Origin of the sequence: Bradyrhizobium sp. SZCCHNS1050 (assembly GCF_032484785.1) — a bacterium.
Taxonomy (GTDB): domain Bacteria; phylum Pseudomonadota; class Alphaproteobacteria; order Rhizobiales; family Xanthobacteraceae; genus Bradyrhizobium.
In genome coordinates, this window is sequence record NZ_JAUETR010000001.1 from 4,228,499 (window position 1) to 4,251,046 (window position 22,548).

Below are 22,548 nucleotides of genomic sequence, written 5' to 3' on the forward strand. Positions count from 1 at the left end.
AGCCAGCGCAACCTTCGTGGTTGGAGCCGTAGCGCCATGCCTGGGGCCATCCGCCACAACACGCCGGCGCCGGTCAGCTTCGGCGATCGCTGGCGCGGCTGGCGGGACGGGCTGCTGGCGAGTGCGGCATTCCAACGCTGGGCGGCGGCGTTTCCGTTGACGCGGCCGATCGCGCGCAAGCGTGCCGCGCAGCTGTTCGATCTCTGCGCCGGCTTCGTCTATTCGCAGACCTTGGCGGCCTGCGTGCAGCTCGATCTGTTCGAAGGCTTGCGTTCCGGCCCCCGCGATGTCGCGACACTGGCGTCGCGCGCGGCGATGGCCCCCGACGCGATGCTCAGCCTGTGCGAGGCGGCGTCCGCGCTTCAGCTGCTCGAGCGCCGCGGTGCGGCGCGCTACGGGCTCGGGCCGCTCGGCGCGGCGCTGCTCGGCAATCCCGGGATCGCCGCCATGGTTCGACATCACGCCGCGCTGTATGCCGATCTCACCGATCCCGTGGCGCTGCTGCGCGGACATGACCGCCAGCGCCGGCTCGCGCAGTACTGGCCGTATGCGCTGGACAAGACCGGCGATGCGCTGACACCCGACAGCGTCGCGCCCTACACGGCGCTGATGGCGGCGTCGCAGCCGATGATCGCGGACATCGTCCTCGCAGCCTATCCCCTGAGCGGCCACCGTTGCCTGCTCGATGTCGGCGGTGGTGACGGCAGCTTCCTCGCCGCCGCCGCGCGGGCTGCGCCGCAACTGCAGCTCGAGCTGTTCGATCTGCCCGGGGTCGCCGCGATCGCGCAGGAGCGTCTCGCCAGGGCCGGGCTCGCCGATCGCGTCACGATCACGGCCGGCAGCTTCTACGATGATGCGCTCCCGACCGGCGCGGACGTGATCTCGCTGATTCGTGTCGTGCACGATCACGACGACGACGCCGTGGCGCGGTTGCTCGCGAAGGTGCGCGCCGCCTTGCCTGACGATGGCGTGCTGCTGCTGGGCGAGCCGATGCGCGAGGCGGCCGGCGGGGCCGACGGCGTCAGCGCCTATTTCGAGATCTATCTCCGCGCGATGGGACAGGGGCGGCCGCGCAGCGCCGCCCGCTTGCGCGACCTGCTCCAGGCGGCGGGTTTTTCGCAGGTGCGAGTACTTCGTACGCGAATTCCGCTGATCGCAAGCGTGATTGTCGCGAAAAGCTGACACCCGGACTGTAAATAAATATTGACACTTCTTTCAGTCAGGCTAACCTGACACCCGTAACTAAGCGGGCGTCGCTGGGGAGTTGGGCTATGGACGCGATCGCCGTCGTACTGGGGAGGCCGAGGCAATTGTCGCTGCAGCACCTGCTGCTCGCAGACGTCCCGGACTGCCTGACCGTCGACATCGAATGGAGCGCGATCAGCACCGGTACCGAACGGCTGCTGTACGAGGGCCGCATGCCCCAGTTTCCCGGCATGGGCTATCCGCTCGTGCCGGGCTACGAGGCGGTGGGCCGCGTCGCGCACGCCGCCCCGCATTCCGGTTTTCGCAAAGGCGAGCGCGTGTTCGTGCCGGGCGCGGCGCGCTGCTTCGGCGAGGTCAGGAGCCTGTTTGGCGCCGCCGCCTCGCGCCTCAACGTTCCCGCACAGCGCATTGTTGCGATCGATGAGACGACGGGCCGGCGCGGCGTGCTGCTGGCACTGGCGGCCACCGCCTATCATGCATTGTCGATCGGTGGTGACGGCCAGGCCGAATGCGTGGTTGGCCATGGCGTGCTCGGCCGTCTGCTGGCACGGCTGATCGTGGCGATGGGCGGCGATCCGCCCGTGGTGTGGGAGAGCAATCCGGAGCGCGCCGTTGGCGCGACGGGCTATCGCGTCATCGATCCCGCAGAGGACAGCAGACGCGACTATCGCCTGATCTTCGATGCCAGCGGCGATGCCGGCCTGCTCGACAGCCTCATTGCTCGCCTGGCGCCACGTGGCGAGATCATCCTCGCCGGCTTCTACAGCGCGCCGCTCTCCTTCTCCTACCCTCCGGCCTTCATGCGCGAAGCGACGATCCGCGTCGCCGCCGAATGGAAGCACGAGGATCTGCTCGCGGTGCGCAATCTCATCGACACCGGCAGGTTGTCTCTGGACGGGCTGATCACGCACCACGCCGACGCTTTGTCCGCGGAGAGCGCCTACCGGACCGCGTTCGACGATCCGTCATGTCTCAAAATGGTCTTGGACTGGAGAGCTGCCGCATGAATGCCCCGACCAAGATCAGTGAGATGACCGATGCTCTGCGCGCCGAAGCGGCGATCGAGCCGGATGCGCCGTTGACGGCTGCGCCGAAGAAGGCCACGCAGATCATCGCGATCTACGGCAAGGGCGGCATCGGCAAGAGTTTCACGCTCGCCAACCTGTCCTACATGATGGCCCAGCAGCGCAAGAAGGTGCTCCTGATCGGCTGCGATCCGAAGAGCGACACCACCTCGCTGCTGTTCGGCGGCCGCGCCTGCCCGACCATCCTCGAGACCTCCTCGAAGAAGAAGCTTGCCGGCGAGGAGGTCAAGATCGGCGACGTCTGCTTCAAGCGCGACGGCGTGTTCGCGATGGAGCTCGGCGGGCCCGAGGTCGGCCGCGGCTGCGGCGGACGCGGCATCATCCATGGCTTCGAACTGATCGAGAAGCTCGGCTTCCACGACTGGGGCTTCGACTACGTGCTGCTGGACTTCCTCGGCGACGTCGTCTGCGGCGGCTTCGGCCTGCCGATCGCGCGCGACATGTGCCAGAAGGTGATCATCGTCGGCTCCAACGACCTGCAATCGCTCTACGTCGCCAACAATGTCTGCTCGGCGGTGGAGTATTTCCGCAAGCTCGGCGGCAATGTCGGCGTCGCCGGCATTGTCATCAACAAGGATGACGGCACCGGCGAGGCTGCGGCGTTCGCAGAAGCCACCGGCATTCCGGTGCTGGCCTCGATCCCGGCCGACGACGACATCCGCCGCAAGAGCGCGAGCTATCAGATCATTGGCCGGCCCGGCACGCCCTGGGCGCCGCTGTTCGAGCATCTCGCCAAGAACGTCGCCGAGGCGCCGCCGCAGCATCCGCACCCCCTGACGCATGACGGCCTGCTCGGTTTGTTCAAGGGCTCGGATGTGGGACGCGGCGTCGTGCTGGAGCAGGCGACGCTCGAAGACATGTGTGGCAGCGCCGCGGTGACCAGGCCGTCGCTCGAAGTGATCTACGACAATTTGTGATGGGATCGGCCGACGAGCGGAATGGAATGCAATGAGCGATCCTGTGGTCCACCAGGCAATGAGCGCGCAGAGCGGCGCAGAGGCAGCTCTTCTGCCGGCGCCGCCCGAGGCGCTCGGCTGCCACGCCGGCAAGGCCGAGCTCAAGCGTGCGGCCGATGCCGCCGGCAAGAGCGAGGTGCTGGCGCGCTACGCGGCCGATTATCCGGCAGGGCCGCACGATCAGCCGCAGAGCATGTGCCCGGCGTTCGGCTCGCTGCGCGTCGGCCTGCGCATGCGGCGCACCGCCACCGTGCTGTCGGGCTCGGCCTGCTGCGTCTACGGCCTGACCTTCACCTCGCACTTCTACGGCGCGCGGCGCAGCGTCGGCTACGTCCCATTCAACTCGGAGACGTTGGTCACCGGAAAACTGTTCGAGGATATCCGCGAGGCCGTCTTCAAGCTGGCAGATCCCGCCAACTACGATTGCGTCGTCATCATCAATCTCTGCGTCCCCACCGCCTCGGGCGTGCCGCTTCAGATCCTGCCGAAGGAGATCAACGGCGTCCGCGTGGTCGGCATCGACGTGCCCGGGTTTGGCGTGCCGACCCATGCCGAGGCCAAGGACGTGCTCGCCGGCGCGATGCTGAACTACGCGCGCCGCGAAGCGGAGCAGGGCCCGGTGCAGGCGCCGCGCGCGCTGCGCGGCGATCGGCCGACCGTCGCGCTGTTAGGTGAGATGTTTCCCGCCGATCCCGTCGGCATCGGCATGATGCTGGCGCCGCTTGGCCTCGCCGCAGGCCCCACCGTGCCGACGCGCGAATGGCGCGAGCTCTATGGCGCGCTGGATTGTGCGGCGGTGGCGGCGATCCACCCGTTCTATACGGCTTCGATCCGCGAGTTCGAGACGGCGGGCCGTCCGATCATCGGCTCGGCGCCGGTCGGCTGCGATGGCACCGCGGATTGGCTGGAAGCTGTCGGCAAGACCTGCGGCGTCGGGCGCGCGCAGATCGATGCGGCCAAGACCGCGGTGCTGCCGGCAATTCGCGCGGCGCTTGCGGCCACGCCGATCCGCGGCCGCATCACGCTGTCGGGATATGAGGGATCGGAGCTGCTGGTCGGGCGTCTGCTGGTCGAGAGCGGCGCCGATCTGCGCTATGTCGGCACCGCCTGTCCGCGCACGCGCTGGTCGGAGGCCGATTGCGCCTGGCTCGAGAGCCGCGGTGTGCGCGTGCAGTACCGCGCCTCGCTGGAGCAGGATCTCGCGGCGGTCGATGAGTTCGCGCCGGATCTCGCCATCGGCACCACGCCGGTCGTGCAGAAGGCCAAGGCGCGCGCGATCCCGTCGCTCTACTTCACCAATCTGATCTCGGCGCGGCCGCTGTTCGGCGTGTCCGGAGCCGGCTCGCTGGCGCAGGTCGTCAACGCGGCGATCGCAGGCAAGGCGCGCTTCGACGAGATGCGCGACTTCTTCGAAGGTGTTGGTGAGGGCGACAATGCGGGCGTGTGGCAGGGCACACCGGTCGAACGTCCCGAATTCCGCGACAAGTTCCGCAAAGCGGTCGCGGCGCAGGCCAGGAAGCGCACGTCCGGGGAGATGGTGTGATGCTGATCCTCGACCACGATCGCGCCGGCGGCTATTGGGGAGCGGTCTACGCGTTCACCGCGATCAAGGGCCTGCAGGTCGTCATCGACGGCCCCGTGGGCTGCGAGAATTTGCCGGTGACCTCGGTGCTGCACTACACCGACGGCCTGCCGCCGCACGAGCTGCCGATCGTCGTGACAGGGCTTGGCGAGAACGAGCTCGGCCAGAAGGGCACCGAGCAGGCGATGAAGCGCGCCCGCGCGGCGCTCGATCCGGATCTGCCGGCGGTGGTCGTCACCGGCTCGATCGCCGAGATGATCGGCGGCGGCGTCACGCCGGAAGGCTCCAACATCAAGCGCTTCCTGCCCCGCACGATCGACGAGGACCAGTGGCAGAGCGCCAACCGCGCGTTGAGCTGGCTGTGGAGCGAATACGGCCTGCGCAAGATCCCGGAGCGCAGGCCGCGCAAGGACGGCGAGAAGCCGCGCGTCAACATCATCGGCCCGATCTACGGCACCTTCAACACGCCGTCGGATGTCGCCGAGATCCGTCGCCTGCTCGAAGGCATCGGCGCCGAGATCAACATGGTGTTTCCGCTCGGCAGCCATCTCGCCGATGTCGGAAAGCTGGTCGATGCCGACGTCAACGTCTGCATGTATCGCGAGTTCGGGCGGCTGTTGTGCGAGACCTTGGAGCGGCCTTATCTGCAGGCGCCGATCGGGCTGCATTCGACGACGAAATTCCTGCGCTCCCTGGGCGAGATGCTCGGCCTCGATCCCGAGCCGTTCATCACCCGGGAGAAGCATACGACGATCAAGCCGCTGTGGGACCTGTGGCGCTCGGTGACGCAGGACTTCTTCGGCACCGCGAGCTTCGGCATCGTCGCGTCCGAGACCTACGCGCGGGGCCTGCGCAATTTCCTGGAGACCGAGCTCGGGCTGCCCTGCAGCTTCGCGATCTCGCGCTGTGCCGGCGCCAAGACCGACAACGACGCCATCCGCAAGCTCGTCCATGAGCGGCCGCCGCTGGTGCTGTTCGGCAGCTATAACGAGCGCATGTATGCGGCGGAAGCCGGCGACCGGTCGATCTACATCCCGGCCTCGTTCCCGGGCACGGTGATCCGCCGCCACACCGGCACGCCGTTCATGGGTTACGCCGGCGCGACCTACGTGGTGCAGGAGGTCTGCAACGCGCTGTTCGATGCGCTGTTCAACATCCTGCCGCTCGCAACCCAGCTCGATCAGATCGCAGCGACGCCGGCGCGGCTCGAGCGTGAATTGCCGTGGGATGACGGGGCCAAGCTCGCGCTCGACCAGATCATCGAGACACAGCCGGTGCTGGTGCGGATCTCGGCGGCCAAGCGGCTGCGCGACGCGGCGGAACGCGGCGCGCGCCAGGCGGGGCTGGACAAGGTGACGGAGGACGTTCTCGCGCATGCGCGGTCGCAGCTCGCAACGGGCCAGGCCGCGTAGGGCACGAGGATAGCGGACAGGGAGAGGACGATGTCGTTATACGAGCGCATGGATCGTGACGTCGCGCCGAGATCGCGCGAGCGCATCGACTATCTCCTGGTCTACGCGGTGTGCTTCGCCGTGCTGATGGTCGAGGGCGTGCTGCGCCGGATCGGCTCCATCATCACCGGCCACCGGCCCGCGCCGCTCGGCGCGATCGTCGGTGAAGCAAGGATCAAGGCCGCGAACTGCGCGACCTCGTCCTTCATGGGACTTTGAGTTCGAGAGCTGTGAGTTCGCTCTCCAAGTATTGCAAGGAATTCGTGCGGCTCGCCGCATGGATGTCATCCCGGTGACGGGATGGCGCTTCGACGCCGCTCATCTCGGTGAGTGGCATCCGGCCGAAAGGCCAACACCAGGAGGTACCACTATGGTGGACGTACCAAACAAGGGAGGCTCTCTGTCGGGGCTGACCGAAGCGGAGGCGAGGGAATTCCATAGCATCTTCATGACGAGCTTTGTGGTCTTCACGGCGGTTGCGATCGTCGCCCACATTCTCGCCTGGATGTGGCGTCCCTGGCTGCCCGGGCCGACTGGCTACAAGGCGGCGGCGCTGGATGGGGCGACCCACTACGCCAATATCGTGCTCTCCTACCTGACCTGATCGAAAGGAGAAAACTATGTGGCGCTTGTGGTTGTTGTTCGATCCCCGCAGGGTTCTCGTGGCTCTCGGCGTGTTCCTGTTCGGGCTGGCATTGGTGATTCACTTCATCCTGCTCAGCACCAACCGGTTCAACTGGCTGGAGGGACCGCGTGCAGCGAAGACGTCGTCGATCTCCGAGCCGGCGACCCCGCTGAAGCTCAGCTAACAGCTCGACGACCAGAGGGAAGCGGACGTGCGACGGCGGCAGACCCCGTTCGCCCGCTTCCCAAATCCTCTTGTCCACGAATTCACGACACGACGATACGACACGCAGCATATCGAGCGACGGGCAGCGGAGGCAGGACCGATGGCAATGCTCAGCTTTGAACGAAAATACCGCGTCCGCGGCGGCACGTTGATCGGCGGCGACCTCTTCGATTTCTGGGTCGGACCGTTTTATGTCGGCTTCTTCGGCGTGACGACGATCTTCTTCACCTTCGTCGGCGTGGCGCTGATCCTCTACGCCACGGCGCTTGGACCGACCTGGAATCTCTGGCAGATCAGCATCAATCCACCCGATGCCAAATACGGGCTGTCGTTCGCGCCCCTCACCGAGGGCGGCTTCTGGCAGCTCATCACGGTGTGCGCGCATGGCGCATTCGTCTCCTGGGCGCTGCGGGAGGTCGAGATCTGCCGCAAGCTCGCGATCGGCTATCACGTGCCGGTCGCCTTCGGCTTTGCGATCTTCGCCTATTTCACGCTGGAGGTGATCCGTCCGGTGCTGATGGGCTCGTGGAGCTACGCCTTCCCCTACGGCATCATCACCCATCTCGATTGGGTGTCGAACACCGGCTATCAGTTCGGCAACTTCCACTACAACCCCGCGCACATGATCGCGATCACGTTCTTCTTCACGACGTGTCTCGCGCTCGCTTTGCACGGCGGACTGATCCTCTCGGCCAGCAATCCGGGCCGGGGTGAGGAGATGAAGTCGCCCGAGCACGAGAACACGATGTTCCGAGATCTGATCGGCTATTCGGTCGGCACGCTCGGCATCCACCGGGTCGGCCTGTTCCTGGCGCTGTCGGCCGTGTTCTTCAGCGCGGTGTGCATCGTCATCTCCGGTCCCGCCTGGCTGCTGCCGGAAGGCAATGCCTGGTCGGACTGGTGGGAGTGGTGGCGCAGGGTCCCGATCTGGTCGCCGCCGCAATGAGTTCAAGGAGAGGTCACCATGGCCCAATACCAGAACATCTTCACGCAGATCCAAGTTCGCAGTGCGATCTACCCGGGCATCCCGATCGAGCCCGGAATCTGGGAGCGGCTCGGCAAGGGCAGCTTCAACTACTGGTTCGGCAAGGTCGGCGACGCACAGGTGGGGCCGGTCTATCTCGGCTTCCTTGGCCTCGCCTCGCTGATGTCCGGCTTCGTCGCGATCGAGATCATCGGTCTCAACATGCTGGCGTCGGTGAACTGGAGCCCGCTCGAGTTCATTCGACAGTTCCCGTGGCTGGCGCTGCAGCCGCCGGCGCCGGAATACGGCCTGCAGATCTTCCCGCCGCTGCAGGAGGGCGGCTGGTGGCTGATGGCCGGCTTCTTCCTGACGACGTCGATCCTGCTGTGGTGGGCGCGCACCTATCGCCGCGCCCGGGCGCTCGGCCTCGGCACGCATGTGTCGTGGGCGTTCGCGGCGGCGATCTGGCTCTATCTGGTGCTCGGCTTCATCCGGCCGATCTTCATGGGGAGCTGGAGCGAGGCGGTGCCGTTCGGCATCTTCCCGCATCTCGACTGGACCAACAACTTCTCCATCACCCACGGCAATTTGTTCTACAACCCATTCCACATGCTCTCGATCGCCTTCCTGTACGGATCGGCGCTGCTGTTCGCGATGCATGGCGCGACGGTGCTCGCGATCAGCCGCTACGGCGGCGAGCGTGAGCTCGAGCAGATCGTCGACCGCGGCACGGCCTTCGAACGCGGTGCGCTGTTCTGGCGCTGGACGATGGGCTTCAATGCCACGGCCGAATCGATCCATCGCTGGGCCTGGTGGTTCGCCGTGCTTTGTCCCTTGACCGGCGGCATCGGTATCCTACTGTCGGGCACCGTCGTCGACAGCTGGTTCGACTGGGGCGTGAAACACGGGCTGGCGCCGCCGCGCTGACTGCTGCAGGTCGAGGCATGTTGGACAGAGTCGAATTGGATCGGATCGAGACGGCCGGACGCAGCGCGCGCCCGGCCAGTCTCTTGCAGGCGATGCGCGAGCGTACCAAGACGCTGCACGTCACCGCGGAGCGGACCGGGATCGTCGCCGAGCTGCTGCGGGGACGCGGCACGCGGCAGGCCTACGCGTTGTTGTTGCGCAATCTGATGCCGGTCTACGAGACGCTCGAAGCGGAGCTGCTCCGCCATCAGGGAACGCCGGTGATGGGCCGCATCGTGCGGCCGGAGCTGCATCGCAGTGCTGCGATCAAGCTTGATCTTGCGTGGTTCGATGCGAGCCCTCTGCCGCTGCTGCCCGAGGCCATCGCCTATGTCCGGGTCATCCAGGAAGCGGGAGCCGGCTCCGGCCATCGGCTGCTGGCCCATGCCTATACGCGCTATCTCGGTGATCTCAGCGGCGGCCAGATCATCAAGAAGATTCTCGCGCGTTCGCTCGAGCTACGGCCCGAGGCGACGTCGTTCTACGAATTCCCCGAGATCGCTGATATCCCGCGGTTCAAGGACGACTACCGCGACGTGCTGGAGCAGGCCGGCGCGGCGATGGCGGAGCATGAGACCGTCGTCGAGGAGGCGGCATTGGCGTTCGAGATGAACATCACGCTGTCGCAAGCGCTGCAGGAGGCGGCCGGGCTGAGAACGCGATGTGCGAAGGCCTGATTGATCCTTCGCCATCGGTTTGGTCGAATACGATCGCGTGAGACCCCGCGTCCTCCCCCGGGGGCGGTGGGCTCCGCTCCTCCTTTCCGGCAGGGCAATCGCATATGCCCTTCCAATTCGGCCCAGCCGCAACTTGGATCGCAGAGGCCGACGTCGGGAGATTTTCGAATCCAGATTGGCTCTCCGGAGGCAGGACGGACAAGGCAGTCGAGGTCGCCCGGACGAGAGCTGCGGCCCGCCGTCACTCTTCGCTCTGCGAGCGGTACCACACCAGGTGCTCGAGGATCTCCAGTGTCCGCGTGGTCGAATTGCGGATGCTCTCCAGCATCTCCGGCATGCTGCCGGCCTGTGCTCCGTGCGTCACCTCGAGCGCCGCGAGCTGCGCGTTCTCCACGGTGGAGGCAGCGAGCTCCTTGTAGATCAGGCTTGCGCTCTGATCGAGCCGCAGCGTCGGCCGGCGGGCGCCGTCGATCTCTTCCTGGAAGCGCGCGCGGGCCGCCTCGGCGGTCTTGCGCTCGGTCAAGTCCGAGAAGATCAGCACGAAGCCGAGCACGCGATCATACGGTGCGATCACCGGGTCGGCGCGCACCATCAACGGCCGTTGCGGCGAGGCGCCGCCCGTCAGTGTCAGCTCGCCGCGCCAGCTCCGCTTGTTGCGCATGAGGTCGTCGAGATTGGCGCGGAATTCCGCCGGCGCCGTGCAGTAGCTGCCGAGATCGCGCAGATGCGGGATGTGCGGATGCGGGGCGCGCAGCTGCTGCTCGAACGCTTCGTTCATCAGCAGGATGCGGCCCTCGACATCGGCGATGATGACCGGCTGCTCCGAGCGCAGCACCTGAGCGCTGATCGTGGCGAGCTGGTCCTGCGCGATCACCATGCGGACCGAACGCAGCTGCAGCGCCACGTCGGCGACCGTTTCGCTCACCGCGCGGGCGGAGGCGAGCTCGGCGCTCGACCACGGCTCGGACTTGCCTTCGACCAGCTGATGCCATTTCGCAAACGAGCGCCGCGGCGACAGATCCGACGGATCGTCGCCGATGATGACGGCCTTGAGCGGATCGCCGCCCCAGGTCACCGTCCGGACCTGCTCCGGCCGGAACCACAACAGATACTCGCCCTCGCTCGCCGACAGCGGAGCGGCGATCAAGCCGCTGGCGATCGAGCGGATGTCGGCAAAGGACGGCTCATCGAGCGTCAGCGAGCTGGTCGCCGTCAAGCCCTCGGGGGCTGCTCCCGGAGTGTTGCGCCGGCGATCGAGCCAGGCGGCGAGGTCGCGGATGCGCTGCGTCGACGGGACGTCGCCGGCGGTCGTGACTTGGCCCTCGAACAGCAGCGCCGCGCCGCTGGCACCGAGCGGCTGCAGCAGCGACTGCGAGCCGTCGAACAGCGCGGCCTGCCATTCGCCGTCGCGCGACACCGCTTCGACCAGCCGCTGCTCCAGCCGGCGCACGACCAGCTCGGACTGGCTTTGGGCAAAGCTCTCCAGCGCCGCGATCCGGATCGCGCAGGTCTCGGCCAGCGCCTCGCCTGCCGCGCGAATGTCGAACGGCACGAAGCGCGGCTCATAGTGATGGCAGGCGATCAGTCCCCACAGCCTTCCGCTGACCATCAGCGAGCACACCAGTGTCGCGCCGACACCCATGTTCTGCAGATATTTCTGGTGGATCGGCGACATGCTGCGCAGGCAGCTCAGGGACATGTCGAGATCGCGGCCGTTGAGCGGCGAGATGCGCGGCTGCAGCGGCACAGGCCTGTAGTTGACGTCGACCAGGAGGCGCACCCGGTTGCGCTCGTAGAGCCGGCGCGCGATCTGCGGAATGTCGGACGCCGGATAGCGGTTGCCGAGAAAGGCCTCCAGATCCGGCCGCCGCCGCTCCGACAACACCTCGCCATGGCCATCTTCGTCGAAGCGATAGACCATGACGCGGTCGTAGCCGGCGATCTCCCTGAAGATGGTCGCCGTCTCGTCGCACAGGCCGAGCAGCGATGAGGCTGAGGTGATGCGGTGGAAGGCGCCGTCGAGCGCAGGCGCGATGTTGGTCGTCTTCGTCGCCGGCTCCAGCTCGACGATCAGCCCGCCATTCGAGGGCCGGTGAAGCGTGCAGTCGACCCGGCGCGGCGGCGCCCCGGCGGTGCATCGCAGGGTCATCGGAGCCAGATGGAGCGGGCTGTTGAGATGCGGCAGGATCTGCAGCGCGAGATCGCCGCCAAGATCGCGTAACGGACGTCCGACCACGGAGCCAGTGTTGAGGAAGGCGGCCGCATTGGTGCTGGCCTGGATGACGATGTTGTCGGGCTCCTTGACCGCCAGGAGAATGCCGTGCGGCTGGATCGAGCCTGCGAGATGAATCTGTTCACGCTCGCAATCCGCAAGAGTAGCGTGGCCGAAGGCCGGCGTTGTCAGCGGAACGGGCAACTATCTCCCCTTTTCGGTTTCCTCGTCGCTTTCTTCGAGCTGGCTCAGATTATACCGATCGAGCTTGGCGTAAAGACTCTGGCGGCTGAGGCCGAGAATTTCGGCAGCCGACGTCCGGTTCCCGTTGGCGAGCTCGAGCGCAGCGCGGACGTAATGCTGCTCGACGACTTCGACCGTGCTCCTCACCAGGTCGCGCAATGGTGTTTTGCCGACCGATTCGTTGATGCCCGCGAGGGCGACCCGCAGATTGTCATGCTCCGCCGTGGGCGACAACCGCCTGGCGATGTTGCGCAACACCAGGCCGATCCGGCGCTGGCCGTCGAGGCCATGGGCGGCGGCCGAGATCTCGACCTCGGTCTCGGTTCCGAGCTCGCCCTGGATCGTGGTCGACAGCAGTCGGACGGCTCCATGGCGCTCGACGTTGGAGATCAGCACCGAAAGGTCGGCGCCGGGGCGCGTCAGCCACCGGCTGAGCTTCTCGCCGATCAGCGCCTCTTTCGATCCGACCTCGACCAGCTCCAGGAAGGCCCGATTGGCGCGCTTGACGGCACCGGTGCCATCGATGCTGATGACGGCATCGGGAAGATTGTCGATCAGCGCCTCGGGATCGTCGGGCAGCGGACCGGGCTGCGCGGCCTTGCCGATCGGCGCCATCTGCAGCAGGAACATCGGGGCGGTGTCGCTGCTCATCAGCGATCCCCGGAGCATCCAGGGGGCGGTGTCCTGGCCGAGGTGAATCACGATGCCCGGCGCCTTGCCCTGGTCGCGGACGCGCCTCAGCATCAGCTCCACCGGCTCGCGATCCTTTTGCGGGATCTCCTGCAGGAACTCGCGGCCCACCAGATTGTCCCGGCGCCGGCTTGAAACGCCGAGCGCGGCTGCCGCCGTCCGATTCGCTTCGACGATGCGCAGATCTGACACCTTCGTCAGCAGCACAGCCTCGTTGGAATCCTCGATGACCAGGCGGTAGCGCGTCTCGATCTCGCGCAGCTTCCAGTAGTCGCGCTCGATGGTCTGCTGGGCCGAGATCAGCCGGGCCTGGAGCTCCGCGACCGCCTGCAGATTCTTGCCGATCGCCAGCATGCCGGCCCGGCCACCGAGTAGCACGGTGGTGAATTCCATCGGCAGCTCGAGACCGCTCGGGAATCGCTGCGTGATCTGTCGGAACGCGGAAATGCCGGTCCGCCTGGTGTCCTGCATGATGCGCTCGATCTTCTCGCTCGCATCATCGACGATCTCGGACCAGGGACGGCCGAGCCAGATGTCGACATTCTCGGCTGACATGTTCGGCGACAGCGTCGCCTCACGGATCACGCCGTCCATGTCCAGCAGCAATGTCACGTCGGGTCGTGGACCGTGAAACTCGGCCATGGTCTTGGCACCCGTTATCTTGGCACCCTCTTGAGACGCTCGGGGGATCGCGGCCAGTTCATTTGGCGCGCATTTTGAAGGTGTTGCGCCCCATCCCGCTAACGTATTGAGAGTCTTGAGAATGTCGTTAGCCCATGCAGGGCGCTCGCTGTCAAGGCTTATTTCAGAGCATCCAGCTTTCGTTGGTATCCCTGCGCTTATTGCATGTTCGAGCTGCGACTTAATCACTCGGGTGAGAATGACAAGATATCATGACACTGATAAATGTAACGATGAGGTCACATGGGCTAACGGAACGACAAATTGGGAGGATGCACATGCTCAAGGCGGGTTTGGTTGCGGCAGTCGTGGTTGCAACGTCGGGAGGCGCCGCATTGGCGCTGGACGGCGGCGACGCTGCGAAGGGCGAACAGGTCTTCAAGCAGTGCATGACCTGCCATCGGATCGGACCGGAGGCGAAGAACGCGGTCGGTCCCGTGCTCACCGGCGTGGTCGGCCGGCCTACCGGGACCTATCCGGGCTTCGCCTATTCTGAGCTGAACAAGCATGCCGGCGAGGCCGGGCTGGTCTGGACCGAGGACAACATCTTCGCATACCTCCCAGATCCCAACGCCTTCCTGAAGAAGTTCCTCACCGACAAGGGCAAAGCGGATCAGGCCACTGGATCGACCAAGATGGTGTTCAAGCTCGCCAACGAGCAGCAGCGCAAGGACGTCATCGCGTATCTGAAGACGTTCTCCGAGAAGAAGTGATCGGTATCGGCCGCCCCCTCATCGCCAGCGCTGCCGCAGATCGGCGGCGTTGGCGAGACCCGAGGCCGCCAGACAGCCTGCGAGCCAGAACCAAGGCGCCCCGATCAGCGCGCAGCGCAGCGCCAGCAGCAGGAACACGCCGGCGAGCAGGTTGGGCAGCAGTCCAAGCGGGCTGATGCCGCGGCGGTGCCGCTGCCAGATCCACGCCACGGCGGCGAACTCCACGGCGACCACCGCGAGGATCAGGTCGACCAGATGCGGGCTGCGAAACAGCTCACCCATTGCGCGAGCCGCTAGGCGGCCCTCGCGAGTCCGGTGAGGTGCGCGATGTTCTTGAAGAAGATCCGCACATGCGACAGCGGTTTCGCCTTCACCAGTTCCTTGTTCATGTAGGCGTCCCAGGTCAGCTGCTGGACGTCCTTGTCACGGCAGATCGCGACGAAGCGCTCGCGGCGGGCGTCGTTCGTGTACCAGTAGCGCTGCATCATGCCGAGGATGAAGAACACGGCGCCATGCTTGCGCATGAAGGATTTGCGGGCGGTGGCCAGGGCGGCTGCATCGCCGGTCTTGAGGAACAAGGCAACGGCGACGGCAGCCGCGCGGCCGCCGGCCATTGCGTAGTAGATGCCCTCACCGGAGGCCGGGGCCACCACGCCGGACGCATCGCCGGCCAGCACGACGTCGCGGCCATTGTCCCACCGCGACAGCGGCTTCAGCGGGATCGGCGCGCCTTCGCGGCGGACGGTTTCGAGATCGTCGAGCGCGGCGGCCTTGCGGAATTCGGCGACTGAGCCCCGCAGCGAAAAGCCCTTATGCGCGCTGCCGGTGCCGATGCTGGTGGTCGGCCCGTGCGGAAACACCCAGCTGTAGAAGTCCGGCGACAGCCGGCCGCGATAGACGACATCGCACCGCGCGGCATCGAACACCGGATGGCTGCGGTCCGGCGAGCGGATGATCTCGTGATACGCGAACACGTAGCGCATCTCGCTGGCTTCGGGGATGCACTGGCGCGCCACGGCCGAGACCGCCCCGTCGGCGCCGATCACGGCGCGGGCCCGCACACGGTCCTCGCGCACGCTGCCGTCGTCCATGCGCCTGACATAGTGCACCACCGACTTGCCGTCGTCGTCGCGCGCGATATGGCTGAAGGTCCCGGTGCGGCGGATCGCGCCGTTTGCGGCGGCGCGCGCGCGCAGCCATTCGTCGTAGTGCTCGCGATCGACCATGCCGACGAAGCCGCCGTCGATCGGCATGTCGACGTCCCGGTTGCTCGGCGACACCATGCGGGCGGACGAGATTCGGGCCACCAGCAGATAATCGGGAATCTCGAACTCGGCGATCAGCCGCGGCGGAATGGCGCCACCGCACGGCTTGATGCGGCCGGCCTTGTCGAGCAGCAGCACGTGATGACCCTGGCGGGCCAGATCATTGGCGGCGGTGGCGCCGGCGGGACCGCCGCCGACGACCACGACATCAAAGCATTCCGGGCTGGAGGAGGGGCTCATCGGTCATGCTCCCAGATTGGCCGGCTGCGCCGCCAGCGTCGGTGATGGCTCGCGCGGGCGCTTGATCCAGATCGCGAGCCAGGCGGAGAGGACGAACAAGGCGGCTTCGGCGGCGAACACCGCCGCGTAGGCCGAGGCGGTCGTCGGCATGAAATGGCGCGCGGCGTCGGCCGCCGCGGTGCCGACAAAGCCGCCGATGCCGAACGAGATTGCCTGCGAGGCGCCCCACAGGCCCATGCGCGTGCCCTCGCGGTTGTCGCGGCCCTCGCTGACCATGTTCATCATCGCGCCGATCGCGGCGATGGCGTAGACACCGTTGGTGATGCCGAGCAGCAACACGGAAGCGCGCAGCGGCCAGGCCGGGCCGACGGTCGCGGCCGCAACCAGGCTGAGCAGCGCCAGCGCCGAGGCGAGGCAGCCGCCGATGATCCACGGCTGCGGCCGCATCCGCCAATCGGCATGCAGGCTCGCCATCGCCGGCATCAGGATCATGCCGATCAGTGCACCCATGTGTTGCACCGATGAGAGCTGCGTGGTCTGGCCCGGCGTCATGCCGAACACGCTGCCGGCGAACGGCTCCAGGATCAGGTCCTGTGCGCTGTAGGCGAGCATCGAGACGAAGATGAAGATCGCGAAGCGCCGCGCCTGCGGCTCCCGGCAGATCTCGCGGAAGTCCTGCATGAAGCCCGACCGCTCCGCGATGGCGGAGGTCGTCTCGGCAGAGGTGTCGGGCTGTTCGATGCCCCAGACGCCGAGCAGCGTCAGCACCATGGCGATGGCCGACACCGTGCCCGACACCGTCATCAGCCGCTCGCCGGAGAACGGATCGAGCGCCTTGCCGGCCACCGCCGTGGTGACGATGAAGCCTGTGATCATCATGATCCAGGCGATCGAGGCGGCGGCGCTACGCCGCCCCGGCGCGGTACGCTTGGCGAGCAGCACCAGAAGCGAGGTGCCGGCGGCGCCGACCCCAATGCCGATCATGATGAACGCGATCACTGCGAGCGCCAGGCCGAGGGCGAGGTGGGTCGCCATCAGCGCGGTGGCGGCTGCGGCCAGCAGGCCGCCAGCCGCGAGCACCGCCATGCCGCCGACGATCCAGGCGAAACGACGCCCGCCGACATCGGAGCCGTGGCCGAGCCAGGGCCGCAGCACCTGCATCGCGTAATGGATCGCGACCAGCAGGCCGGGGATCATGGCCGGCAAAGCGAGCTCGATCACCATGACGCGGTTGAGCGTCGAGGTGGTCAGCACCACGACCGCGCCGAGCGCGGTCTGCACCAGGCCGAGTCTGACGATGCCGAACCAGGACAGAGGAGCGGGCGCAGCGTTGCTCATGCCGACAACCCCGCCAGCGCGAGGGCCGTGACCAGCATGCCCAGCACGTAAAGCAGCACGCCCGTGCCGTTGTACCAGGGCGCGAGCTCGCGCGGGTTCGTCATCAGCCGCCGCATCAGCACCAGCTGGGCCGCGATCAGCGCAACCACGATGATGGCATGGGCCGGGCGGCTCCAGACAATGAGCAGCGTCAACACCGCAACCTGCGCCAGCGCCATCGTGATGCAGGCGAGGCGCGCGGCGCGCTCGGCGCCGAGCAGCACCGGCAGCGAGTTGACGCCGCTGACGCGGTCGCCGCCGATCGACTTGAAGTCGTTCAGGGTCATGATGCCGTGCGCGCCCGCGCTATACAGCAGGGCGACCGCGAGCACGGGCCAGGACGGCGCCTGCGCGCTCATGATCGCTGCCGCGGTGATCCAGGGCAGGCCTTCGTAGCAGAGGCCGACGGCGCTGTTGCCCCACCAGCCGTTCTGCTTGAGCCGGATCGGCGGCGCGCTGTAGGCCCAGGCCAGCGCGAGGCCAAGCGCCGCAGCAGCAAAGCCCCAGGTGCCGAGCAGGGTGGCGACGCCGAGCGACAGCACCGTCCAGATCAGCGCAATATAGAGACCCCAGCGTCCGGGAATGCGGCCCGACGGGATCGGCCGGTCCGGTTCGTTGAGCGCATCGACATGGCGGTCGAACCAATCGTTGACGGCCTGGCTGGTGGCGCAAACCATCGGCCCGGCGAGCACGAGACCCGCGATCACGACCGGCCAGCGCGGCGCCAGTGGCGCGCCGGACGAGATCACGCCGCAGCCGAACGCCCAGATCGGTGGAAACCAGGTGATCGGCTTCAACAGCTCGAGAACGGCCGAGGGATGAAGCCGGGGAGCGAGGGGGACGGGCGCGATCTCGGTCATTGCAACTGTTCCCCCTATTCCAACTGGCTGTCTTCTTCGCTCGGCTCGGCCAGGCCATAGCGCCGCAGCTTGACGTAGAGGCTCTGTCGGCTGAGGCCGAGCATCTCGGCGGCGGTGGCGCGGTTGTCGCCGGTCAGCTTGAGCGCGGTCTCGATGCACATCCGCTCGATCACGTCGGTGGTCTCGCGCACCAGCTCCTTGAGCGGCACGCGGCCGATCAGCTCGGCGAGCTGCTCGCGGGAGCGCGGAATATAGCCGTGGTCGCCGCCGTCGCCGGAGATGCGCGGGCCGACGTTGCGGATGGTGAAGCCGAGCCGGGCCTGGCCGGGCGCCCCGACCGTGCTGGCGGAGATCTCGACGTCGACCGGCGAGCCGTGCTCGCCGCGGACGACGCTGGAGAACAGCTTCACGCTGCCATGCTGGCGCAGATTGGTCAGCATGACCGAGAAATCGATCGCCGACTTGCCGATCCAGCGGTCGATCGTCTCGCCCATGATCTGGTGCATGTTCTCGATCTGGGCAAGCTGGAGGAAGGTGGCGTTGGCGTGCAGCAGGCGGCCGTCCATGTCGGTGATGACGAAGCCGTCGGGCGCCGATTCGACGAACTGCACGAGCTGGGTGTTGACGTCGGACGTCCTGGGGAGCGCAGGCTGCGACGTCTGCGGAGAGAACCGCAGCAGGAACAGCGACGAGTTGTCCTGCCGGAAGAAGGTGCCGTCGAGCAGATAGTCGCGGCCACCGTCGAGCCGGATCTTGGCGCGTTCGATCTTGCCCTGCGAGCGGATCGCCAGCGACAGGGATTGCGACATCGCCATGTCGTCGAGCAGCAGCACGTCGGGAAACAGCTTGCCGATCAGATTGGCGGCGCCATGGTCGAGCAGGGCGGCCGCGGCCGGATTGGCCTCGACGATGCGATGGCTCACCGCATCGACGATCAGCACCGGCTCGGCCGTGATCTGAAACAGGATCCGGTAGCGCGATTCGGCGTTGCGCATGCGCGAGTAGTCGCGCTCGATGGCAGCTTGCGCCTCGATCAGCTTCTGCTGGAGCGCGGCGGTGGCGCGCACGTCGCGGCCGACCGCGATGAAGCGCGCCGCGCCCTTGATCGCCACCACCGCGAACAGGATCGGGATGTCCGGCCCGCGCGCGGCCGGATAACGCACCTCGCGCCAGCGCGACACCTTGCGCTGGGAGGCTTCGGCGAGCAGCAGCTCTGGCTTGGTCTGGCTTTCCTCGGACACTGTTGCTTGCCAGGATCGGCCGATCCACGCGTCTGTGTTTCTCAGTTCAAGCGGCAGGCCGGCTTGTTGAAAAGCCAGGTCCTGAATGTTGCCGTCGGCGTCGAGCGCGAGCGCAATGTCGGACGCTGCGGCCACCAGCATGCCCGCAACATCCGCATTGAGGTCGCCAAGCGACTCTTTCGGAGCTCTGAACGCCCTCACCAACGCCGTTGTCCTCCCAGTCAAGGAGCTTTCGCGCGGCAAGTCTCGTTCCAGCATTCATCTTCACTGCACCCTCAGCTATCGCCGTTCGGTCAGAAGACTGACGACGTGCCGGGCTTGCGAAGCCTCTCTGCTCGGATCGGAGACGACACCGTCGCCGCCGACCAGGAGAACGAGTTCAGGCCGTTCAATAAAAGCAGGACCGCAGACCAGCACGCCGACGTCCTGGTTGGAGGACTCGCGCCGGACCATCCTTATGTTCGAGGCAAGATCGTCAAGCTTCTTGTCGCTGTTGGCGAAGAACTCGACGACGTTGAACCACTGCGAGCGAAGCGTCTCGACGAAGCCGCGATCGGCCGTGTCCGGCTCGATCCAGGTCTCGAAGCCGTCGCGACGGAAGAACTCGCCGGCCAGCACGAGACCGAACATCATGTGGCCCAGCTCGCGCCTGTCGCCCGGCGCCGTGGTCAGCAGCACGCGCAGCCCCGCGGGCGCGACCGAGAGCTCGGCGCAGAAGGCCGAGCTGAAATGCCGCAGCAGCTGCTGCAGCCGCCACAGCGCGAGCGTGACGTCGGCGAAGTCGCGCTCGTCGTCGGCCCACAGATGGCGCAGATGGTTCGCGGTGGGGACCAGGAGATCGAGATAGATGCGTTCCAGGGTCTCGCCGTGATCGCGATGCGCCTGGATGCAGGCCACCGCGCCAACATCGTCCGCATCCAGCACGAGTTCGGCGAAATCGGCCGCCTCCTGCGCCGAGGCCGTGATGATTGCCGGGACGCGTTCGAGCGCGGAGGCATGGGCCATCACGAGCCGCGGAATGATCTCGGCTTCGATCGCGTCGTTGAGTTGAGGGTGACGTGTGTTGCGCAGCGGCGCGATGATGCGCGGCGATGCAGGCGCATGAAAGCCGGGCTGCCCACGCTTCGTCCGAAAGCGGGCTCGCGGAAATCGGGCTGTCTCATTGAGCTCGGTCATAAGCGCCTCCCCTCCATATGAGCGCACGTCACTCGTTGCGTCAATATTATTTGACGTCAATTTTGATTGACACTCTTCCTGCCCAGGTCTAGCGTTTCCCCATCGGGCTCGCACTCGGGGATTTGCGATGCGCCACCTGCGAACTGCACAACGTAGCGCTGATCAGACCGAGTGCGATGCACCACAAATCCCCCTGTGGTTGTCGTCATCGCATCACTGGGCACCGATGTTGTCAAATCATCTTTACACACGGTGTGACGCCCAGTTCACATCCGCCACCGATCCGTCGCTCTGGAGCCAGCTCTGCTTCACCCCTGAACCGGCGCCGCGTGCAAAGCGGCAAGCGCTTTACACGCCTGAGGAAAAGCGCCGGCGCGACGCCACGCCATGGACCCTGGTGCAGGGCATTCTGGCGCCGCTGCAATTTCTCGTCTTCCTGATCAGCCTCGGACTCGTGGCGCGCTATCTCGCGACCGGCGAGGGACTCTGGCTCGCGACCGCCTCGGTCGTTCTGAAGACAGCGCTGCTCTACACCATCATGATCACCGGCTCGATCTGGGAGCGGGTCGTGTTCGGGCGTTATCTGTTCGCACCGGCCTTCTTCTGGGAGGACGTGTTCTCGATGCTGGTGATCGCGCTGCATACGGCCTATCTGGCCGCGATCATCGGTCATATCGGCAGCGCCCAGCAGCAGATGCTGCTCGTGCTCGCCGCCTACGCCGCCTACGCGATCAACGCCGCGCAATTCCTGCTCAAGCTGCGCGCGGCGCGGCTGCAGGGCGAGGCGATGGCGCCGGCCGCCGTCACCAGCGTGGAGCGCGCGTCATGACCATTCACGCGCAAGCCTGCACCGTTTCAGCTGCATCGTCACCGGATGGTGTGCTGCGCGAGCGCGGACAGCGCGAGGTGTTCTGCGGCCTCACCGGCATCGTCTGGCTGCATAGGAAGATCCAGGACGCGTTCTTCCTCGTCGTCGGCTCGCGCACCTGCGCGCATCTGATCCAGTCGGCCGCCGGCGTCATGATCTTCGCCGAGCCGCGCTTCGCCACCGCCATCATGGAGGAGCGCGATCTCGCCGGCCTCGTCGACGCCAATGACGAGCTCGACCGCATCGTCGCGCAGTTGCTGGCGCGTCGGCCCGAGATCAAGCTGCTGTTTCTGGTCGGCTCCTGCCCGTCGGAAGTGATCAAGCTCGACCTGTCACGCGCGGCGCTGCGGCTGTCGCAGCGCTTCTCACCTGATGTGCGCGTGCTCAACTACTCCGGAAGCGGCATCGAAACGACGTTCACGCAAGGCGAGGATGCCTGCCTCGCGTCGCTGGTGCCGGTGCTCCCCGCAGCCGATCGGGCTGCGCGGCCATCGCTGCTGGTGGTCGGCGCGCTCGCCGACGTGGTGGAGGACCAGTTCAGGCGGACCTTTGTGGCGCTCGGCATCGACCAGGTCTCCTTCCTGCCGCCGCGCCGCTCCTCGGAGCTGCCCGCGATCGGCCCGGAGACGCGCGTGCTGCTGGCGCAGCCCTTCCTCGGCGACACCGCGCGTGCGCTCGAGGAGCGCGGTTGCCGCCGCATCGCTGCGCCATTTCCGCTCGGCGGCGAAGGCGCCGCGCTGTGGCTCGCAGCCGCCGCCGACGCCTTCGGTGTCTCCCGCGTCCATGTCGAGCGGACCATTGCGCCGCTGAAGGCGCGGGCCGAGCGCGCGCTGGCGCGCTACCGCGCGCAGCTCGCCGGCAAGCGCGTCTTCCTGTTTCCGGACTCCCAGATCGAGATCCCGCTGGCGCGTTTCCTGGCGCGCGAGATCGGCATGGAGCTGGTCGAGGTCGGCACGCCCTATTTGCACCGCGATCATCTCGCCTCCGAGCTGGCGCTGCTGCCCGATGGCACGCAGCTAAGCGAAGGCCAGGACGTCGAGCGCCAGCTCGACCGTTGCCGCGCCGCGCGGCCCGATCTCGTCGTCTGTGGGCTCGGCCTCGCCAATCCGCTGGAGGCCGAGGGTCTCACGACCAAATGGTCGATCGAGCTGATCTTCACGCCGATTCAGGGGTTTGAGCAGGCCGGCGATCTCGCCGAGCTGTTCGCGCGGCCCTTGCTGCGTCAAACCAGACTGGCGGTGTGAG

At 66.7% G+C, this 22,548-nt stretch carries 22 protein-coding genes; 14 read left to right on the forward strand and 8 right to left on the reverse strand.

Features of this window, described 5'->3' with window-relative positions; all coding sequences use genetic code 11:
- The first annotated feature begins 36 nt into the window (after nucleotides 1-36).
- The 11 genes from QX094_RS19160 (at nucleotide 37) to QX094_RS19210 (ending at nucleotide 9,737) form a co-directional block, all read left to right on the forward strand.
- Nucleotides 37-1,182 carry a methyltransferase gene (locus QX094_RS19160; protein ID WP_315750168.1) on the forward strand — a complete coding sequence of 382 codons (1,146 nt, stop codon included), beginning with the start codon at nucleotides 37-39 and terminating at the stop codon, nucleotides 1,180-1,182.
- A gap of 89 nt (nucleotides 1,183-1,271) precedes the next feature.
- Nucleotides 1,272-2,213 (forward strand): chlorophyll synthesis pathway protein BchC, encoded by a 942-nt coding sequence (gene bchC, locus QX094_RS19165; protein WP_315750169.1) that lies wholly within the window; start codon nucleotides 1,272-1,274, stop codon nucleotides 2,211-2,213.
- A complete protein-coding gene (locus QX094_RS19170; RefSeq protein WP_315750170.1) occupies nucleotides 2,210-3,208 on the forward strand; it encodes a chlorophyllide a reductase iron protein subunit X in 999 nt (332 codons plus the stop codon). The genes bchC and QX094_RS19170 overlap by 4 nt, the downstream gene beginning before the upstream one ends.
- Nucleotides 3,209-3,239: 31 nt before the next feature.
- Nucleotides 3,240-4,790: a chlorophyllide a reductase subunit Y gene (gene bchY / locus QX094_RS19175; protein WP_315750171.1), complete on the forward strand. Its 1,551-nt coding sequence runs from the start codon at nucleotides 3,240-3,242 to the stop codon at nucleotides 4,788-4,790.
- Nucleotides 4,790-6,241: a chlorophyllide a reductase subunit Z gene (gene bchZ / locus QX094_RS19180; RefSeq protein ID WP_316174871.1), complete on the forward strand. Its 1,452-nt coding sequence runs from the start codon at nucleotides 4,790-4,792 to the stop codon at nucleotides 6,239-6,241. Before bchY ends, bchZ begins: the two co-directional genes overlap by 1 nt.
- 30 nt (nucleotides 6,242-6,271) lie before the next feature.
- Nucleotides 6,272-6,499, forward strand: a complete 228-nt coding sequence (locus QX094_RS19185) for a hypothetical protein (protein ID WP_315714304.1) — start codon at nucleotides 6,272-6,274, stop codon at nucleotides 6,497-6,499.
- 151 nt (nucleotides 6,500-6,650) lie between these two features.
- A complete protein-coding gene (gene pufB, locus QX094_RS19190) occupies nucleotides 6,651-6,884 on the forward strand; it encodes a light-harvesting antenna LH1, beta subunit (RefSeq protein ID WP_315714305.1) in 234 nt (77 codons plus the stop codon).
- Nucleotides 6,885-6,900: 16 nt separating this feature from the next.
- Nucleotides 6,901-7,089, forward strand: coding sequence for a light-harvesting antenna LH1, alpha subunit (gene pufA / locus QX094_RS19195; RefSeq protein ID WP_315714306.1), 189 nt, complete (start codon nucleotides 6,901-6,903; stop codon nucleotides 7,087-7,089).
- Between the two features lie 141 nt (nucleotides 7,090-7,230).
- Nucleotides 7,231-8,076 carry a photosynthetic reaction center subunit L gene (gene pufL, locus QX094_RS19200; protein WP_172237511.1) on the forward strand — a complete coding sequence of 282 codons (846 nt, stop codon included), beginning with the start codon at nucleotides 7,231-7,233 and terminating at the stop codon, nucleotides 8,074-8,076.
- 18 nt (nucleotides 8,077-8,094) lie between these two features.
- A complete protein-coding gene (gene pufM, locus QX094_RS19205; RefSeq protein WP_315750173.1) occupies nucleotides 8,095-9,021 on the forward strand; it encodes a photosynthetic reaction center subunit M in 927 nt (308 codons plus the stop codon).
- A gap of 17 nt (nucleotides 9,022-9,038) precedes the next feature.
- Entirely contained in the window at nucleotides 9,039-9,737 is a 699-nt protein-coding gene (locus tag QX094_RS19210; protein WP_316188090.1) for a biliverdin-producing heme oxygenase, read from the forward strand.
- Nucleotides 9,738-9,978: 241 nt separating this feature from the next.
- Here QX094_RS19210 and QX094_RS19215 read toward each other — a convergent pair whose 3' ends face one another.
- Nucleotides 9,979-12,153 carry a GAF domain-containing protein gene (locus QX094_RS19215; RefSeq protein ID WP_315714310.1) on the reverse strand — a complete coding sequence of 725 codons (2,175 nt, stop codon included), beginning with the start codon at nucleotides 12,151-12,153 and terminating at the stop codon, nucleotides 9,979-9,981.
- Entirely contained in the window at nucleotides 12,154-13,524 is a 1,371-nt protein-coding gene (gene ppsR, locus QX094_RS19220; RefSeq protein ID WP_315714311.1) for a transcriptional regulator PpsR, read from the reverse strand.
- A gap of 317 nt (nucleotides 13,525-13,841) precedes the next feature.
- Between ppsR (QX094_RS19220) and QX094_RS19225 the strand changes: the two genes are divergently transcribed.
- A complete protein-coding gene (locus QX094_RS19225) occupies nucleotides 13,842-14,276 on the forward strand; it encodes a c-type cytochrome (protein ID WP_315714312.1) in 435 nt (144 codons plus the stop codon).
- A gap of 18 nt (nucleotides 14,277-14,294) precedes the next feature.
- Here the strand turns inward: QX094_RS19225 and QX094_RS19230 are convergent, their stop codons facing one another.
- From QX094_RS19230 to QX094_RS19255, 6 genes are all read right to left on the reverse strand, one after another.
- Nucleotides 14,295-14,558 (reverse strand): hypothetical protein, encoded by a 264-nt coding sequence (locus tag QX094_RS19230; protein ID WP_315714313.1) that lies wholly within the window; start codon nucleotides 14,556-14,558, stop codon nucleotides 14,295-14,297.
- 11 nt (nucleotides 14,559-14,569) lie between these two features.
- Nucleotides 14,570-15,781: a geranylgeranyl diphosphate reductase gene (locus QX094_RS19235; protein WP_315750175.1), complete on the reverse strand. Its 1,212-nt coding sequence runs from the start codon at nucleotides 15,779-15,781 to the stop codon at nucleotides 14,570-14,572.
- Between the two features lie 3 nt (nucleotides 15,782-15,784).
- Nucleotides 15,785-17,119: a BCD family MFS transporter gene (locus QX094_RS19240; RefSeq protein ID WP_315750176.1), complete on the reverse strand. Its 1,335-nt coding sequence runs from the start codon at nucleotides 17,117-17,119 to the stop codon at nucleotides 15,785-15,787.
- Entirely contained in the window at nucleotides 17,116-18,018 is a 903-nt protein-coding gene (chlG, locus tag QX094_RS19245; RefSeq protein ID WP_315750177.1) for a chlorophyll synthase ChlG, read from the reverse strand. The genes QX094_RS19240 and chlG overlap by 4 nt, the downstream gene beginning before the upstream one ends.
- Before the next feature lie 14 nt (nucleotides 18,019-18,032).
- Complete coding sequence (ppsR, locus tag QX094_RS19250; RefSeq protein WP_315750178.1) at nucleotides 18,033-19,400, reverse strand: transcriptional regulator PpsR; 1,368 nt, start codon at nucleotides 19,398-19,400, stop codon at nucleotides 18,033-18,035.
- A 138-nt stretch (nucleotides 19,401-19,538) separates the two neighbouring features.
- On the reverse strand, nucleotides 19,539-20,435 hold the full coding sequence (locus QX094_RS19255; protein ID WP_315750179.1) for a B12-binding domain-containing protein: 897 nt from the start codon (nucleotides 20,433-20,435) through the stop codon (nucleotides 19,539-19,541).
- A 229-nt stretch (nucleotides 20,436-20,664) separates the two neighbouring features.
- On the opposite strand from QX094_RS19255, the gene bchF reads away from it, so the two are divergent.
- Together bchF and QX094_RS19265 are read left to right on the forward strand one after the other, a co-directional pair.
- On the forward strand, nucleotides 20,665-21,264 hold the full coding sequence (gene bchF, locus QX094_RS19260) for a 2-vinyl bacteriochlorophyllide hydratase (RefSeq protein ID WP_315750180.1): 600 nt from the start codon (nucleotides 20,665-20,667) through the stop codon (nucleotides 21,262-21,264).
- Complete coding sequence (locus QX094_RS19265; protein WP_315750181.1) at nucleotides 21,261-22,547, forward strand: ferredoxin:protochlorophyllide reductase (ATP-dependent) subunit N; 1,287 nt, start codon at nucleotides 21,261-21,263, stop codon at nucleotides 22,545-22,547. The genes bchF and QX094_RS19265 overlap by 4 nt, the downstream gene beginning before the upstream one ends.
- The last annotated feature ends 1 nt before the right edge of the window (nucleotide 22,548 follow it).

What these genes read in the sequence shown, in the direction of transcription:
- chlG (WP_315750177.1), bottom strand. Translation starts at nt 18,018, where the DNA reads ATGACCGAGATCGCGCCCGTCCCCCTCGCTCCCCGGCTTCATCCCTCG.
- QX094_RS19185 (WP_315714304.1), top strand. Translation starts at nt 6,272, where the DNA reads ATGTCGTTATACGAGCGCATGGATCGTGACGTCGCGCCGAGATCGCGC.
- QX094_RS19210 (WP_316188090.1), top strand. Translation starts at nt 9,039, where the DNA reads ATGTTGGACAGAGTCGAATTGGATCGGATCGAGACGGCCGGACGCAGC.
- bchZ (WP_316174871.1), top strand. Translation starts at nt 4,790, where the DNA reads ATGCTGATCCTCGACCACGATCGCGCCGGCGGCTATTGGGGAGCGGTC.
- QX094_RS19240 (WP_315750176.1), bottom strand. Translation starts at nt 17,119, where the DNA reads ATGAGCAACGCTGCGCCCGCTCCTCTGTCCTGGTTCGGCATCGTCAGA.
- QX094_RS19160 (WP_315750168.1), top strand. Translation starts at nt 37, where the DNA reads ATGCCTGGGGCCATCCGCCACAACACGCCGGCGCCGGTCAGCTTCGGC.
- bchY (WP_315750171.1), top strand. Translation starts at nt 3,240, where the DNA reads ATGAGCGATCCTGTGGTCCACCAGGCAATGAGCGCGCAGAGCGGCGCA.
- pufL (WP_172237511.1), top strand. Translation starts at nt 7,231, where the DNA reads ATGGCAATGCTCAGCTTTGAACGAAAATACCGCGTCCGCGGCGGCACG.
- QX094_RS19230 (WP_315714313.1), bottom strand. Translation starts at nt 14,558, where the DNA reads ATGGGTGAGCTGTTTCGCAGCCCGCATCTGGTCGACCTGATCCTCGCG.
- pufB (WP_315714305.1), top strand. Translation starts at nt 6,651, where the DNA reads ATGGTGGACGTACCAAACAAGGGAGGCTCTCTGTCGGGGCTGACCGAA.
- ppsR (WP_315750178.1), bottom strand. Translation starts at nt 19,400, where the DNA reads ATGCTGGTGGCCGCAGCGTCCGACATTGCGCTCGCGCTCGACGCCGAC.
- ppsR (WP_315714311.1), bottom strand. Translation starts at nt 13,524, where the DNA reads ATGGCCGAGTTTCACGGTCCACGACCCGACGTGACATTGCTGCTGGAC.
- QX094_RS19255 (WP_315750179.1), bottom strand. Translation starts at nt 20,435, where the DNA reads ATGACCGAGCTCAATGAGACAGCCCGATTTCCGCGAGCCCGCTTTCGG.
- pufA (WP_315714306.1), top strand. Translation starts at nt 6,901, where the DNA reads ATGTGGCGCTTGTGGTTGTTGTTCGATCCCCGCAGGGTTCTCGTGGCT.
- pufM (WP_315750173.1), top strand. Translation starts at nt 8,095, where the DNA reads ATGGCCCAATACCAGAACATCTTCACGCAGATCCAAGTTCGCAGTGCG.
- QX094_RS19235 (WP_315750175.1), bottom strand. Translation starts at nt 15,781, where the DNA reads ATGAGCCCCTCCTCCAGCCCGGAATGCTTTGATGTCGTGGTCGTCGGC.
- QX094_RS19265 (WP_315750181.1), top strand. Translation starts at nt 21,261, where the DNA reads ATGACCATTCACGCGCAAGCCTGCACCGTTTCAGCTGCATCGTCACCG.
- QX094_RS19225 (WP_315714312.1), top strand. Translation starts at nt 13,842, where the DNA reads ATGCTCAAGGCGGGTTTGGTTGCGGCAGTCGTGGTTGCAACGTCGGGA.
- QX094_RS19170 (WP_315750170.1), top strand. Translation starts at nt 2,210, where the DNA reads ATGAATGCCCCGACCAAGATCAGTGAGATGACCGATGCTCTGCGCGCC.
- bchC (WP_315750169.1), top strand. Translation starts at nt 1,272, where the DNA reads ATGGACGCGATCGCCGTCGTACTGGGGAGGCCGAGGCAATTGTCGCTG.